This is a genomic window from Actinokineospora alba (assembly GCF_004362515.1).
Lineage (GTDB): Bacteria > Actinomycetota > Actinomycetes > Mycobacteriales > Pseudonocardiaceae > Actinokineospora > Actinokineospora alba.
Genome location: NZ_SNXU01000001.1, coordinates 5,202,199 through 5,218,340, shown reverse-complemented (window position 1 = coordinate 5,218,340; position 16,142 = coordinate 5,202,199). Strand labels below are relative to the sequence as shown.

Annotated in this window: 6 protein-coding genes; 4 read left to right on the top strand and 2 right to left on the bottom strand. The window is 70.0% G+C overall.

Features of this window, described 5'->3' with window-relative positions; all coding sequences use genetic code 11:
* Positions 1 to 6: 6 nt before the first annotated feature.
* The 4 genes from glgX to C8E96_RS24005 all read left to right on the top strand — a co-directional run bounded on the left by glgX (position 7) and on the right by C8E96_RS24005 (position 7,012).
* The gene (glgX, locus tag C8E96_RS24020) at positions 7 to 2,181 is read left to right on the top strand and encodes a glycogen debranching protein GlgX (protein WP_091368331.1); all 2,175 of its coding nucleotides are present in this window, start codon (positions 7 to 9) and stop codon (positions 2,179 to 2,181) included.
* Positions 2,178 to 4,436, top strand: coding sequence for a malto-oligosyltrehalose synthase (treY, locus tag C8E96_RS24015; protein ID WP_091368328.1), 2,259 nt, complete (start codon positions 2,178 to 2,180; stop codon positions 4,434 to 4,436). The genes glgX and treY overlap by 4 nt, the downstream gene beginning before the upstream one ends.
* Positions 4,433 to 6,163 carry a malto-oligosyltrehalose trehalohydrolase gene (treZ, locus tag C8E96_RS24010; protein WP_091368325.1) on the top strand — a complete coding sequence of 577 codons (1,731 nt, stop codon included), beginning with the start codon at positions 4,433 to 4,435 and terminating at the stop codon, positions 6,161 to 6,163. The genes treY and treZ overlap by 4 nt, the downstream gene beginning before the upstream one ends.
* A 228-nt stretch (positions 6,164 to 6,391) precedes the next feature.
* A complete protein-coding gene (locus C8E96_RS24005) occupies positions 6,392 to 7,012 on the top strand; it encodes an antibiotic biosynthesis monooxygenase (RefSeq protein WP_091368320.1) in 621 nt (206 codons plus the stop codon).
* Here C8E96_RS24005 and C8E96_RS24000 read toward each other — a convergent pair.
* A complete protein-coding gene (locus tag C8E96_RS24000; protein ID WP_091368318.1) occupies positions 7,009 to 7,485 on the bottom strand; it encodes an immunity 26/phosphotriesterase HocA family protein in 477 nt (158 codons plus the stop codon). The two genes, C8E96_RS24005 and C8E96_RS24000, sit on opposite strands and share 4 nt — an antisense overlap.
* Positions 7,485 to 15,986, bottom strand: coding sequence for a SpvB/TcaC N-terminal domain-containing protein (locus C8E96_RS23995; protein WP_228769578.1), 8,502 nt, complete (start codon positions 15,984 to 15,986; stop codon positions 7,485 to 7,487). The genes C8E96_RS24000 and C8E96_RS23995 overlap by 1 nt, the downstream gene beginning before the upstream one ends.
* Between the last annotated feature and the right edge of the window lie 156 nt (positions 15,987 to 16,142).

Below are 16,142 nucleotides of genomic sequence, written 5' to 3'. Positions count from 1 at the left end.
GTGCGCGTGCAGGTCTGGCCAGGTTCCCGTTACCCGCTCGGCGCCACGTATGACGGCGCGGGCACCAACTTCGCGCTGTTCTCCGAGGTCGCCGACCGGGTCGAGCTCTGCCTGTTCGACGGGTCGGGCACCGAGACCAAGATCGTGCTGCCGGAGGTCGACGGCTTCGTCTGGCACGGCTACCTGCCCGGCGTCGGCCCGGGCCAGGAGTACGGCTTCCGCGTGCACGGGCCCTACGACCCGCCCAACGGGCTGCGCTGCAACCCGAACAAGCTGCTGCTCGACCCGTACGCCAAGGCGGTCGCGGGCGCCGTCGACTGGGACGAGTCGGTGTTCGGCTACCCCTTCGGGGACCCGGAGGGGCGCAACGACGCCGACTCCGGGGCGCACACGTTCCGCGGTGTCGTGGTCAACCCGTTCTTCGACTGGGCCAACGACCGCGCGCCGAACACGCCGTACAACGAGTCGGTCATCTACGAGGCCCACGTTCGCGGACTGACCATGCTGCACCCGGAGATCCCCGAGGAGCTGCGCGGCACCTACTCCGCCCTGGGCCACCCGGTGATGATCGACTACCTGACCGGGCTCGGGGTCACCGCGGTCGAACTGATGCCGGTGCACGAGTTCCTGCACGACCATGGGCTCACCGAGCGGGGCCTGCGCAACTACTGGGGCTACAACACGATCGCCTTCCTCGCCCCGCACGACGGGTACGCCTCACCGATGGGCCGGGCGGGCAACCAGGTCCAGGAGTTCAAGGCGATGGTCCGCGCCCTGCACGAAGCCGGGATCGAGGTGATCCTCGACGTGGTCTACAACCACACGGCCGAGGGCAACCACCTCGGGCCCACCCTGTCGCTGCGCGGCATCGACAACGAGACCTACTACCGGCTCGTCGACGACGACCGCCGGTACTACATGGACTACACGGGAACCGGCAACTCGCTCAACGTGCGCCCGTCGCACACCCTGCAGCTGATCATGGACTCGCTGCGCTACTGGGTGACCGAGATGCACGTCGACGGCTTCCGCTTCGACCTCGCCGCCACCCTGGCCCGCGAGTTCTACGACGTCGACCGGCTGGCCACCTTCTTCGACCTGGTGCAGCAGGACCCGGTGATCAGCCAGGTGAAGCTGATCGCCGAGCCGTGGGACGTCGGCCCCGGTGGCTACCAGGTCGGCAACTTCCCTCCACTGTGGACCGAGTGGAACGGCATGTACCGCGACACCGTCCGCGACTTCTGGCGCGGCGAGCCCGCGACGCTCGGCGAGTTCGCCTCCCGCATCACCGGCTCGTCGGACCTGTACCAGGACGACGGCCGCAGGCCCTACGCCTCGATCAACTTCGTCACCGCGCACGACGGGTTCACCCTCAACGACCTGGTGTCCTACAACGAGAAGCACAACGAGGCCAACGGCGAGGGCAACCGCGACGGCGCCGACGACAACCGGTCGTGGAACTGCGGCGCCGAGGGGCCGACCGAGGACGAGAAGGTCAACGACCTGCGCGCCCGGCAGCGCCGCAACCTGTTGGCCACACTGCTGTTGTCGCAGGGCACGCCGATGCTGCTGCACGGCGACGAGTTCGGCCGCACCCAGCGGGGCAACAACAACGGCTACTGCCAGGACAACGAGCTGTCGTGGGTCGACTGGTCACTGCTCGACCAGAACACCGACCTCCTCGACTTCACGAAGGCGGTCATCGAGCTGCGGCGCAACCACCCGGTGTTCCGGCGGCGGCGGTTCTTCGCGGGCAGGCCGATCCGCAAGGGCGACGAGCTGCGCGACATCGCGTGGTTCACCCCGTCGGCCGAGGAGATGTCCGAACAGGACTGGGAGTCCGGGTTCGGCCGCTCGATCATGGTGTTCCTCAACGGCGACGCCATCGGCGACCTCGACCGGCGCGGCGAGCGGGTCCACGACGACTCGTTCCTGCTGTGCTTCAACGCCCACGACGACGACATCGAGATGATCGTGCCCGACGCGAGTTACGGGACCGAGTGGAGCGTCGTGCTCGACACCGCGAGCGGCGAGGTGTTCAGGGAGTCCGGCGAAGGAGTCATCCTCGGCGTGATCGCGGGCGACCGGCCTGCCATCGCTCGGACGTTCAGCGCCGGGGTGGGGCTCAACGTCAAAGCCCGGTCGCTGCTTGTGCTGCAGCGCACGGAGGTCCTGTCGTGATCCCCACGTCCACCTACCGGGTGCAGGTGCGGCCCGGGTTCGACCTCGACGCCACCGCCGAGCTGGTGCCCTACCTGGAGCGCCTCGGCGTCGGTGCCGTCTACACGTCGCCGCTGCTGGCCGCGGCGCCCGGCTCCACGCACGGCTACGACGTGGTCGACCCGACCATGGCCAACCCCGAGCTGGGCGGGGAAGCCGCCCGCCTGCGGCTGGTCGCCGCCGCCCGCGCCGCGGGGCTGGGCATCGTGCTGGACCTGGTGCCCAACCACATGTCCGTCGAGGTGCCCTCGGCGAATCCGTGGTGGTGGGATGTGCTGGAGAACGGCCCTGAGTCCCGGTACGCGACCTGGTTCGACATCGACTTCGCCGCGGGCCCGATCCTGCTGCCAGTACTCGGCGACGACCCGGTGTTGGAGCTTCGGGACGGCCGGCTGGCCTACCACGAGCACGAGTTCCCGATCGCCCCCGGGACGGCGGCGGGCAGCGTGGCCGAGGTGCACGAGCGGCAGCACTACCGGCTGGTGGACTGGCGGCGCGGCAACGCGGAACTGACCTACCGGCGGTTCTTCGACGTGACGTCGCTGGCCGCCGTCCGGGTCGAGCTGCCCGAGGTGTTCGACGGGACGCACGCCGAGGTGCTGCGCTGGGTGGCCGCGGGCGAGGTCGACGGGCTGCGCATCGACCACCCCGACGGCCTGGCCGACCCAGGCGGATATCTGCGGACGCTGCGGGAGCGGACGGACTGCTGGCTGGTGGTGGAGAAGATCCTCGCCGCGGGCGAGTCGCTGCCCGTGTCGTGGCCGGTCCACGGCACCACCGGCTACGACACCCTGCGCGAGGTGTGCGGGGTGTTCGTCGACGCCGCGGGCGAGGAGCCGCTGACCGAACTCGCCGCGAAGTTCGGCGGGATCGACTTCCACGCCGAGGAGGAGCGTTGCCGCAGGCTGATCACCTCCCGGTCCCTGGTGGCCGAGATGCGCCGCATCGCCGCGCTCGCCCCGGGTGTGCCCGCCGAGGCGGTCGCGGAGCTGATGGTGGCGTTCCCGGTGTACCGGTCCTACCTGCCGGAGGGCTCGGGCCACTGGACGGCGGCCGTCGAGCGGGCGCGGGCGGTCCGGCCGGACCTGGCGTCGGCGATCGACGTGCTGGACCGGACGGTGCGGGCCGATCCCGACGGGGAACTGGCGACGCGGATTCAGCAGACGTCCGGCATGGTCGTGGCCAAGGGCGACGAGGACACCGCGTTCTACCGCTACCCGAGGCTCACCGGGCTCAACGAGGTCGGCGGTGCCCCGGACCGCTTCGGTGTGTCGGTGGCCGAGTTCCACGCGGGGGCTGCGGCCCGCGAGGCCGGGTGGCCCGCCGGGATGACGGCCCTGTCCACGCACGACACCAAGCGCTCGGAGGACGTCCGCGCCCGCCTCGCCGTGCTCGCGGAGCTCGCGGGCGAGTTCGCCGAAGTGGTGCACCGGTGGTCCGCGCGGTGCGGGCTGCCCGAGCCGACGCTGGAGCTGTTGGCGTGGCAGTCGCTGGTGGGCGCGTGGCCGATCGCGCCGCAACGGCTGTCGGCGTACCTGGACAAGGCGGCGAAGGAGGCGAAGGTCCGCACGTCGTGGGTGGAGCACGACGACGAGTTCGAGGCGGCGGTCCGGGCATGGCCCGCCGCGGTGGCGGCGGAACTGGGCTCCGAGGCGGCCGAGTTCGTCGAGCGGATCCGGCTGCCGGGGTGGTCCAACGCGCTCGGGCAGAAGCTGGTCCAACTCGCCGGACCGGGGGTGCCGGACGTGTACCAGGGCACCGAGTTGTTCGATCTGTCCCTTGTGGACCCGGACAACCGGCGGCCGGTCGACTTCGCCGAGCGAACCCGGCTGCTGGACCGGCTGGAGTCCGGCTGGCTGCCGCCGGTCGACGACACGGGGGCGGCGAAACTGCACGTGGTCCGCACGGTCCTGCGGTTGCGGCGGTCGAGGCCGGAGCTGTTCAGCGGCTACCGACCGCTATACGCCGACGGCCCCGCCGCCACCCACGCACTGGCGTTCACCCGCCGCCCCGACCTCGTCGCGGTGGCCACCCGACTGCCCGTGACCCTGGCCCGTGAAGGCGGTTGGCGCGACACCGTGCTCGCCCTGCCCGCGGGCACCGGCCGGTGGACCGACCTGCTGACCGCCCGCGAAGTACCGGATTCCGTTGCGCCGCTGGGAGATCTGCTGTCCACCTACCCCGTCGCCCTGCTGCACCGAGAGGACCTCCGGTGACCCGCTCCGACGAACACTTCTCCGTATGGGCACCCCACCGAGACCAGGTCCGGCTCGCCCTCGGCCCCAACACCTACGACATGGTCCGCGACGACCGTGGCTGGTGGCACGCCGAGGTGCCCGGCACGGGCGACGGCACCGACTACGCCTTCCTCCTCGACGACGACGCCACGCCTCTGCCCGATCCGCGGTCGCTGTGGCAGCCCGCGGGGGTACACGGGCCGTCGCGGCGGTATTCGCATGAGGCGTTCACCTGGACCGACCAGCGGTGGACCGGCCGACCGCTCGCGGGTGGGGTCGTCTACGAGCTGCACATCGGCACCTTCACCGAGCAGGGCACCTTCAACGCGGCCCTGGAGCACCTCGACCACCTCGTCGACCTCGGCGTGGACTTCGTCGAGGTGCTGCCGGTCAACGCGTTCGACGGGACCGCGGGCTGGGGCTACGACGGCGTCCTGTGGGGCGCGGTCCACCAGCACTACGGCGGGCCGACGGCGTTCAAGCGGTTCGTCGACGCCTGCCACGCGCGCGGGCTCGGGGTGCTGCTCGACGTCGTCTACAACCACCTCGGCCCCTCCGGCGCCTACCTCGACCGGTTCGGGCCGTACTTCGCCGGGCGCACCATCTGGGGGCCCGCGCTGAACCTCGACGGCCCCGACTCCGACGAGGTGCGCCGCTACGTCCTGGACAACGCCATGGGCTGGCTCCGCGACTTCCACCTCGACGGCCTGCGCCTGGACGCGGTGCACGCGCTGGTCGACAAGGGCGCCACCCACCTCCTCGAGGAACTCGCGGCAGAGGTCGACGCGCTCGCCGCCGGGCTGCACAGGCCGCTGCACCTGATCGCCGAGTCCGACCTCAACGACCCCAAACTGGTCACCTCCCGCGACGCGGGCGGCTACGGCTTGGAAGCCCAGTGGTGCGACGACCTCCACCACGCCCTCCACGTCGCGCTCACCGGTGAGACCGACGGCTACTACACCGACTTCGGCCAACCAGGCGCCCTCGCGAAGACGCTGCGGGAGGCGTTCTTCCACGCGGGCACGTGGTCGTCGTTCCGCGGCCGGACCCACGGCAGGCCGGTCGACCCGAGCCGCGCGTCCGGCCACCGGTTCCTCTGCTACCTGCAGAACCACGACCAGATCGGCAACCGCGCCCAGGGCGACCGGATGACCGCCACCATCTCCCACGACCGCATGCTGTGCGGCGCGGCCATCGTGCTGTGCTCCCCGTACACCCCGATGATCTTCATGGGCGAGGAGTGGGCCGCCACCTCCCCCTGGCAGTTCTTCGCCTCCTTCGAAGACCCCGACCTGGCCGCCGCCGTCCGCGACGGCCGCCGCAAGGAGTTCGCCGAGCACGGCTGGGGCGAACAGGACGTCCCCGACCCCATGGACGTGGGCACCGTGATCCGCTCGACCCTGCCGTGGGGCGAACTGCACGACCCCGCCCACAAGTCCGTCTACGACACCTACCGGGCCCTGATCGCGCTGCGCCGGGCCCACCCGGAACTCGCCGACCCCCGGCTCGACCGCTTCCACGTCGAGGCGAGCGGCGACTGCCTGACGCTGCACCGCGGCGACCGGCGGGTGGTGGTCAACCTGGGCACAGCGGCGGCGGAGATCGTCCTCGACCGCCACCCTGGCCCGGTGCTGCTGTCGAGCGCGGACATCGAGGTGACCGGCACCCGCCTCCGCGTCCCACCGGAGTCGTTCACGATCCTCTGACCGGTCCCCCACCGTCCTTGCGCTTTTCCTCCGACCGCCGGCGACCACCGGACTCGAGCACCAACAACTACCAGCTCTAATGGATATCTTGATAGTCGATAGTGGATAGATATAATCGGGGAGAGGCCCGCGCGGTGGGCTTCGAATTGCCGGATCGCGAATGGCGGACGACAGTGGGAGCCGACCGGTGGCGCCATCGGGGCGCTGCCCCGGCCGGAAGGAACGACCGTGTTCGCACGATCCACCACAGTCCAGGGCCACCCGGAGAACATCGACGCGGGCATCGACAACATCCGCGACCAGGTCATGCCCACGCTGCGCGACATGGAGGGCTTCGTCGGCATCTCACTGCTGGCCGACCGACAATCCGGTCGCTGCATCGCGACCACCGCCTGGGAGACCGAGGAGGCGATGCGCGCCAGCGAGCCGAAGCTCCGGCAGCTGCGGGAACAGGCCGCTGAGGTCCTCGGCGCCCGCCCGCAGGTCGACGAATGGGAAATCGCCGTCCTGCACCGTGACCACACTTCACAGCCAGGCGCGTGCGTCCGCGCCACCTGGATGCGGTTCGACGCCGACCAGGCCGACCGCGCGATCCAGACCTACAAGATGACCGCACTGCCCGCCATGGAGGAGTTCGACGGCTTCTGCAGCGCCAGCCTCCTCATGGACCGCGAGTCCGGCATCGCCGTCTCCTCGGTCACCTACGACAGCCCCGAGGCCATGGAACGCGCCCGCACCCAGGCGGACGCGCTCCGCACGGCGAGCGCCGAGGAAGCCGGGGTCGACATCCTGGAGGTCGTCGAGTTCGAGCTGGCCCTCGCCCACCTGCGCGTGCCCGAGATGGCCTAAGGCACGCGGGCGACCCCCAGCGCGTCGCTGATCTGGTCGTCGAGGGTGCGGAAGCTGTGCAGGGCGTAGTCGCCGACCGGCTCGACCGGGCCGGGCAGCTGGTGCCCGGACTCGTCGAAGTACGTGCCGCGGGCGGCGCTGAGGAAGCAGTGCTGAGCCAGCTCCTCCCCCGGCCCGGTCGGCTGGTTCGCGATGACCTCGAAGTACCCACGTGACCACGGCAGCTTGTTCGTCATGACCGGCGAGATCAGCAGCCGGTCGGGCGAGAGTTCCGCGCGGTCGGGCACGTCCATGGTGTCCGACCGCACGCGGTAGACGTAGACCAGCACGCACCCGGTCATCGGACCGATCTCCGCGTCGGTCCGGATGACCCGCCCGAAGCCGTACCGCCCGTCCAGCCGGAAGGCGAACACGTCGCCGGGTTTGACCGCCTTGCGCGACGGCTTGAGCACGCTCAGGTTGGTCTCGGCCATCAGAGCCCGTTCGCCTTGAGCCATGCGTTGCCCCAGGCGACCGCGTCCTTGTAGTACGCGTGCGTCGGACTGATGCTGTGCTTGATGTTCTGCAACGCGCCTCCCTCACGGACCGTCCCGCCGTAGCGGACGATCAGCGCTTCCTCCACGGCCCTGGCCTGGCCGCGGGTCAGCGGATTCTTCGTGATCGCCTCGATCGCGAACCGGGCGCCGTGCTCACCCTGCCTGCGCGCGATCGAGTTGGTGATTCCCGCGTAGACGACCTTACCGGCGTCGGTCCCGAAGTAGACGTGGGTGGAGTTCGCGCCGCCTTGCAGTGCCTTGGGCAAGGCGGGCATCGCGTGGCTGCCCACCGTGGCCGCTGTCCTGGTCGCGGTGGCCATCCGGGACGTCGCGATCGCCGCCCCGCCGCCGCCGACCAACCCGATGCCGCCGTCGATCATGTCGGCCGTCTGCTTGCTGACCCCGGCGGCCTGGATGAGCTTGCTGGTGCCGGAACTCTCGTCCTCACCGGTCCACAGCTGCTTCCAGCCGGTGACCGCCGTGTCCGCGCCGTGCACGGCGACCAGCGCTCCGGCGACCGCGCCGACACCGGTCACGCCGGTGGTCGTGGCGAGCGTGACGCCCCCGGCCGCCTCGAGGGTGCCGCCGACAAGCTTCACCGCGCCCATCACCCGGTTCCAGGTGCTGCGCCCGTCCGGGTCGGTCATCCGGACCGGGTTGGCGTTGCCGTAGGTGTAGAGGGCGAGGTTGAACGGCTGGTACACGCCGCGGTTGGGGGAACCGTCGAGATAGTCGCCGAGGATCGGGTCCGGGCTCTGCCAGAGGTTGGTACGAGGGTTGTAGTACCTGGCGCCGTAGTAGTAGAGCCCGGTCTCCTCGTCGAGTTCCTTCGAGCCGTACTGGAACGGCACCGGGGTGGGCTGGGCCGGGTGCTCGTTGACCCAGGTCTCGCCGAAGGCGAAGTACTCGTTGTGCTCGGTCAGGTTCGCGAACTCGTCGGTGACGTAGCCCGACGAGCCGAGGTGGTCGGCGTGGAAGTAGAAGATGTGGTTCTCGAAGGAGGTGTCCGGCTTGACCGTCTTGGTCGCCAGGCGGACGTCGCCGACGAAGACGTGCTTGAAGCCGGTTCCGTTGCGCTCGCTGAAGTTCTGGTTCGGGTAGAGGTGCTGCGGCCCGGCGATCTTCACGACCCGGGTGCCGTCGTCGTCGTAGTAGTAGCGGACGGTTGAGGGCTGCTGCGGGCTGGTGCAGACGCTCGGGTCCTGGGCGATCGTGGAGTTTCGGTTGTGGTCCTGGTTGCAGGCCAGCCGGTTCTCCTCGTCCCACACCATTTGCCTGCGCTTGCCCGGTGCGGGCGGCAGGGTGTTGACGGTGTCGACGAGGTTGCCGTTGGCGTCGTAGGTCTGGTTGACCGGGCCGATCTTGCTCGGCGCGTGCGGTTTGGCGCCGGTGTAGGCGTAGTTGTAGTCGTAGCTGGTCTGCCGCTGCGGCTGGGCCGTCGTGCCGCCCTGCTGGGTGGTCGTGAGCGACTGCTGCTCTTCGACGGTGAGCGGGGCGTCCTCGTCGGGCTCCTCGATCACCCCGAGCGGCGGGTTGGCCGCGGTCTCCTCCTCGACAGTCACCGGGGCGACGGGGTCGGCCACCGGTTCCGAGGACTGCTGAGTCGGCTGAGTCGGCTGGTAGGCCACGGTGGCGAACTCGGTCTCCATCGAGTTCACGACGATCTCGTGCCGCTGGGTCTTGCTGACGGTGTTGTGGATGGAGTCGTAGCGCAGGCTCAGGTCGTACCGGTCGAGCTTGTTGTCCTTGTTGCGGTACTCGCCGTGCGCCGACGTCACCCGGTAGAGGTCGTCGTAGCCGTAGGTCTGCGTGCTCGGTCCGCCGATCGGCTTGCCGTGCGGCAGCGCGACCGCGTTGTGCAGTTGCTTGATGTTGCCGATGTTGTCGTAGGTGTAGCTGATGTTCTGGAACTCGTGCCCGTCGGGCAGCCGCGCCTTGAGCGTGGCGAGCTGGCGGTCGGCGGCGTCGTAGGCGTAGGTGGTGCGTACGCCCGTGCCGGTCTCCATCAGCACCCGCTGGGCGAACTTGTCGTAGTCCATCCGGGCGAGGTAGGTGTAGTCGAACTCGCCCTTGACGCCGGTGGCGCGGTTGACTTGGCCGCCGGAGTCGTACTCGTAGGTGAGCAGCTCGCCGTCCGGGTAGTTCAGCTTGAGCACCCGGTTGAACGAGTCGTAGGTGTAGCCCGTGCTGTAGCTGCGCGCGGGCCCGTTGAGGATGGACTCGGGCACGGTCCTGGTCTCGCGGGTCAGCTCGCCGAGCGGGCCGTACGCGCGGGCGACCTCACCGGCGCCGTCACGCACGTGGGTGATCCGGTCCGCGGCGTTGTTCGGCGCGCCGGGGGCGCCATAGGTGTAGGTGACGTTGTTGCCGGAGAAGGTCGGGTAGCGGACCCCGGCGAGCCTGGTGAACCGGTAGTCGTACTCGACCACCTTGTTCGCCGCGCGCAGCTTCGAGGTGATCTTCGCGGTCATGTTGCCCGCGAGGTCGTACCGCGTCTCCGCGCGCCCGGAGTCCGGGCTGTCGATGACGGTGCGGCGGCCGAAGTTGTCGTAGACCGACGACGTGGTGTTGTTCTTGTCGTCGACCACCGCGGTGAGCTGGCCGAGCGCGTCGAAGCCGTAGCTGGTCCAGATCACCGGCTGCCCGCCCGCCGGGTTGAACTCCTTGACCGCCGTGGTCAGCGTGCGCACGTCCTGGTAGGTCCGCCGCTGCTTGCCGTTGCCGTCGGTGGCGATGGTCTCGAACCGGGTCGCCCCGGAGCGGTCGGCGCCGAATCCGTAGGCCTGCAGGGAGGTGGTGCCGTCCGGGATCACCGTCTTGCGGACCCGGTCGAGCACGTCGAAGTCGGTCTTGGTCGGTGGCACCGTGTCGAACGTGCCGTTGAAGGTGGAGTTGTTGTCACCCTTGGGTTCGGTGACCGGGTAGTACTGCTCGACCGTGCGGCCGACGAAGTCGTACTTCGCCCGCCCGGACACCGTCATCACCGGCTGCGGGTCGGCACCCGGCGCCGGGGCGACCGTGGCGTCCTTCTTGGTCTGCAGCAGTCGCTTGAGGCCGTCGGCGAACTGCACCGTGTCGATGGTGTCGGCGCGGACACCGGTGGCGGTGCGGTCGACGTGGCGGGTCACCGCGTACGGCACGGCCGCCTCGGGGTGGTACTCGAAGTCGATCGTGAACCGGTTCTCCGGCAGCTCGTACGGCCCGGTGATCGAGTCGGTCCGGCCGACACTGTCGTAGGCGGTGCGCAGCTGCTGGTTGTTCTTGTCGGTGACGCTGTCGGGCAAGCCGTACTTGAGGTTGTGCGTCGAAGTGGACCGGTAGCCGAAGCTGTCCACAATGGACTCGATGTGCACACCAACGACAGCGTCGTAGCCGTAGTCGGTGCGGTAGCGCTCACCGTTCTTATTGGCGGGCTCGGTCACCGATTTCAGGTTGCCGTCGGGGAAGTACTCCATATCGGTCACGGCCGCCGCGCCGTCGGCGAGGAACTCCTTGACCTGCCGGACGTCCGCCGTCGCGCAGTCCACTATGGACTGACGGTTGCGCAGGACCGTCCCACCTGTCTCGGTCACCGAGTTCGCTACTCCGACGATGTTGCGGTCGCGACAGGCCGGGATCGTGGCGGAGTACCCGAGCCTGGTCTCCAGGTCGTCGGCCGCGCCCGCGTCGGCGGCGTCGAACGAGCGGATGAGGTTGCCGTACTCGTCGTACGACATCTCCGTCGACGTGGTCTTGCCCGGCGTGGCCTGGCCTTCGTAGAACCTGCGCTCGGTCTTGGCCAGCTGCGGGAACACTGTCGCCGTGGTGCTGTCCGGCGCGGCGGCGGCCCCGGTTGAGACGTCACGCAACTGGTAGGTGTTGAGCGACTCGGCGAACAGCTTGCCCGCGGCGTCCGCGGTCGCGGTGCGCGCGAGGAGCCCGCGGGTGTAGTAGCTGTCGACGCGGTACTCGTCGGTCTTCGTGCGGTACACGGCCGCGGCGGCGTCGCGCTGCTCGGTGACCACCTTGCCGTAGCCGAGGAACTCCCGCTCCAGCCGGTCGTGCTTGCCGTTCTCGTAGCGGAAGGTCGACAGCTGCACGTCATCGCCGTCGCCGGGGTGACCGTCGTTGACCGCCGTGCGGGTGAGCACCCAGCGCGACTCCGGGGAGTCGTAGGTGTTGCCGCTGCGGGCGTAGTCGAGGTCGATGCGGGCGCCCATCGGACGGCCCACCGACTTGAGCAGGTTGGTGCGGCCGGTCTTGTTCTCCGCAACGATCAGTTCGTCGTCCTTGGTCGACCGGACGTGGTCGACGTAGCCGTCGCCGTTGACGTCGCGCAGCGCCAGCTCGGTGCGGCCGATGCCGGTGGAGACGTCGGCGCCGGGGTTGAACACGATGCAGCCGAAGATGAAGCAGAAGCCGAACGTGACGTACACGCCGCCGCCCAGGGAGGCGTTCTTGTCGGTGTTCACCCCCGCGTGGCTGCCGCGGAACGGTGTGGGCGCGGCGAACCCGGTGCCGGTGTTGATCGCCACGCCGACCGGCTGGCCGTCGTGGGCGAACACGCGGTCCATCAGACCGTCGCCGTTCATGTCCATCAGGGTCGCGTCGGTCTTGCCCGACCCCAGTGCGGCGGAGACGCCGCCCGCGAAGCCGTAGTAGTCGGTGTTGAAGCCGAGGTTGACGCCCGCGTTGCGGGTATCGCCCGTGTTCACCGGACCGCCCGGCCACGGCTCGCGCCCGGCGAAGGAGTAGCCGAGGTTCAGCGCGGCGTCGCCGTTCTCGAACACCCGGTCCGGCAGGGCGTCACCGTTGATGTCGATGAGGTCGAAGGCGGTGTCGGAGTCGCCGCCGCCGAGGTTGCCGCCGATGCCCAGCGCGGGCATCTCCACACCGGACTTGGCGGTGTTGGCGTTGGTGCCGCCGGTCGGCACGTCCTGGCCGCGCCCGGAGGACGACGTCCGTGCGGGGCTGCCCGCGTTGCCGGACACGCTGTAGGCCAGGGATTCCGACTCACGGACGTTCCCGCCGACGCTGCCGCGGGTGCCGCCCAGGCCGCCGGTCATGTCGGAGTACTGCACGCCCGCCGACCCCACCACGTCGGGGAAGCGGTCGCCGTTGAGGTCGAGGAAGTCGACCTCGCCGGTGGAGCGGCCCTTGGCGAGGCTGCCGCCGAGCGGGCCGACACCGAGGGTGGTCGAGATCTGCTTGGTCTTGCCGCGGCGCGGAACCGCGGTGGCACCCGCGAAGTCCGCGTCGCGCATGACGTCGATGACGTCGAGGCCCAGCCGGGAGCTGGACGCGCCCGCCGCGGCGACCCAGGTGTTCTCGTCCGCGCCCGCCCAGCGGCCCAGCGCGGGCATCGGGGCGAACACGACGATCTTCGGCGCGGTCACCTTGGGGTCGGCGGTGAAGCCGGGCAGGTCGGCCTCGGTCGGGCCGTCCGGGAGCTGGTCGCGGTAGTTCTCGTCGATGACCAGCTCGCTCTGCGCGATCGGGCTGGTGGCCCGGGCTCGGTTGCCCTGGTAGCCGATGGCGGCCCAGCCGCGGTAGGGCTGGGCGAACGCGCCCTGCTCAGCGGAGGTGTGGAGCGCGCTCGGCGCGGCGGCGAAGGTCGTGCCGTCGGTGCTGACCGTGACCGACTGGCCGGTCAGCTTCGCGAGCAATGAGGTGTCCAGGCTGGAGTAGTCGAAGAACAGGTCGTCGCCCTCGGTCACCGGGACCGACAGCGCGGCCAGGGCGGGCACCTGGCCGTCGACGATGTCGATGACCCGCTTGGCCAGCAGGGCACCGCGCTTCTTGACGGTGAAGACGACCTTGGTGTCCGGCGTCTGGCCCGCGAAGTCGAAGCCCAGCGCGGGCTGGACGGTCAGCTGCCCGGTCGCGGGGGCGGTGAAGTGGCCCTGCGGCGCGGTCAGCGTGGTCGCGGGGTACAGGTCGAGGTCGTAGGGGGCGCTGATGACGATCGCCGGGTCGCCGTTGGCGTCGACGACCGAGTCGACACCGTCCGCGCCGGTGTAGTGCGCGCGCGGCACCCACGTCAGGGTTGCGGCGTCGATCGGCGAGTCGGCCTTGAGCCGCCAGGACAGCTTGTCGTTGACGGTGACCGGGATGTCGAGGTCGATCGCCGCGGTGCCGCCCGCGGCGGCGGACAGGGTCCGGGTGAGCACATCGGTGCCGTTGCGGCTGACCACGACGGCGACGTCGTCGGTCGTCGGGCCGGACTTCACCGCGTCGCCGGACAGGTGCAGGGTGCCGGTCAGCGGCGCGGTGACCACCGAGGGCCGCCCGCCCAGGGTGAAGTCACGCGAAGCCAGGTAGCGGTTGTTGTCCAGGCCGTTGACGTCGGTGGAGGCGACCATGCCGACGTAGGAGATGTCCGGGTCCCAGGCGACCTGGTCGTAGTTGCCGTCCAAAATGGACTGCACGCGGAAGTAGATCGCGTCGCCGCGCTGGACCTGGATCGCGTTGACCCCGGTCGGCTCGAACTCGATGTGGTCCTGCGGACCGATGCGCTGCGACCAGAGCTCGGTGTCCTTGTGCTGGATCGCCACCCGGACGCCGTCGGCGGCGCGGTATTCGGCCCGATCGGGGCTGGTGTCCTCGACCAGCCGCACTCGGCCGTCGATCTGGACCGTGCCGTCGTAGGGCGCGATCCAGCGGCGGACGCCGTCGAGCAGCGGCGCGGCGTCGACCTGGCGCTCGAACTCGGCGGTCTGGTCGCCGACGATCGCGCCGGACGTGGTGCCCGCGCCCACCGGCACCGGGGTGTCGTGGCTGTTCGCGCTGTAGGCCGGGTTGCCGTTCGCGTCGAGGTGTCCGAAGAGGACACCGCCGTTGTTGACGAGGTCGGTGATGCCGTCGCCGTTGACGTCGGCGAAGTAGCGGTCGGCGGTGGTCGTGGTGGAGACGTAGTCGAGCTGCGCGGCCACCCCGAAGTAGGACTCGATGCCGACCGTGGTCGAGCGGTTCTTCTCCTTGCCGATGCCCGGCAGGTTGCTCAGCCGGATCGGGGTGTCGCCGAAGCGGGCCTGCCCGGTGGGGCCGGAAAGGTTGGGGCGGTAGAAGATGCCGCCGCCGTTGCGGAAGACCTTGTCCGGCAGGTTGTCGCCGTTGACGTCGGCCAAGGCGAGCAGGCCCTCCGACGAGCCCGCGTTGTAGCCGACTTTGAGGCCCGCCGAGTTCGACTTGCTGGGCGAGGTGGGGTTGTAGCCGACGTAGAGGTGCCCACCCGCGCTCTTGGACGTGTTCGACGACAGGGCACCCGCCTCGCCATCGCGGACGTTCGCACCGAGGCCGTCGTCGGGCATGGACCAGCCGGTGGCGCCGGTGAACGCGTCGTAGGCGCCCGCCTGGTCGCGGATGTCGTCGAAGTAGTCGAACGTGTGGGTGTGGAAGAGGCGGTTGTCCTCGCCGAACTGGGACACCGACTGCAGCAGCGACTTGTGGAAGGCGCCGGTGCGGTAGTTCAGCTCGTAGGCGCGGATCAGCTGGTCGTCGAGGCGCACCTCGACGCGGCGCAGCAGGTCCGCGGTCACCCGCTTGAACCCGAGGCGGGCGTCGATGCCCACGTCGGCGCGGCGCGGCTCGCCGCGTTCGCGGTCGCGGTCGAAGGTGACCGAGTAGCGGCCCTCGGTGTCGCCGCGGCCGGTGTAGGTGATCTTCTCCAGGTACAGGTCACGGCCGGGCACCGACGCGCCCGCCACGCCGCCGTCCTCGACGGTGACGTGGTGGTAGCGCATCAGGTTGTCGTGCGCGTCGCGCACCTCGCGCAGCGCCCAGGTGGCGATGTTGCCGTTCGCGTCGGCCAGCCGGGTGTCGGCCGCGGTGCCGAAGACCATGCGGGTTCCGGCCTTGTCGGTGACCTCCCACCAGTAGTTCGCGGGGTTGTCGCCGTGTCGGACGATGCGGCTGAACTGCCCCTCCACCCTGGTGTGGAACACCTTCTCGGCCGTGCGCGCGACCAGTTCGGAGCGGTGCGCCACCGGGGTGAGCTGTTCGCCGTTGAACACGTAGGTCTCGGTCTCCAGGCCCGCGTGGTAGCGCGGAACGCCCCACCGGGTGTCGATGGCGATCTTCGGGACGGAGACGTCCCAGCCGGTGCCGAGCCAGCCGTTGCCCGCGCTGGAGCTGTATTGCAGACCCAGCTGTGGCGCGACACCGGCGCGGCCGGGCGGCACCTGCAGCGGGTAGACCAGCCGCGCGTCACCCAGGTTCGACGCGCTCGGCGCGTTGACGAGGTTGATGCCCGCGCCCGGGTCCCCGGCCTTGATGTCCTTGATCTGGTTGGGGTTGAAGCTCGCCCCCTCCGGATGCTCCGGCGCCTCGACCGCCGTGCTGCCGGTGGCGGGTCGCGGGGTCAGCCGCTGCCCGCCCGGCACGATGCCCAGGACGAGCAATGCGAAGATCACCAACAGCGTCATGCTGCGGCGGCTTGCTGACAGGCGCTTGGCGGTCACGAGACGACCCCTCTCGGATGGATCACAACCGGGTGAGGTTTCGCCGTGGGTGAAGCCCTTGTTACGTCAGGAAGCCGGAAATGCGTGCCCTGTTTGCGTTTCGGGGACAAGTGCGGCCGAATGGTCCGACAGCGGCCCGGCAGTGAGCTCAGCGGG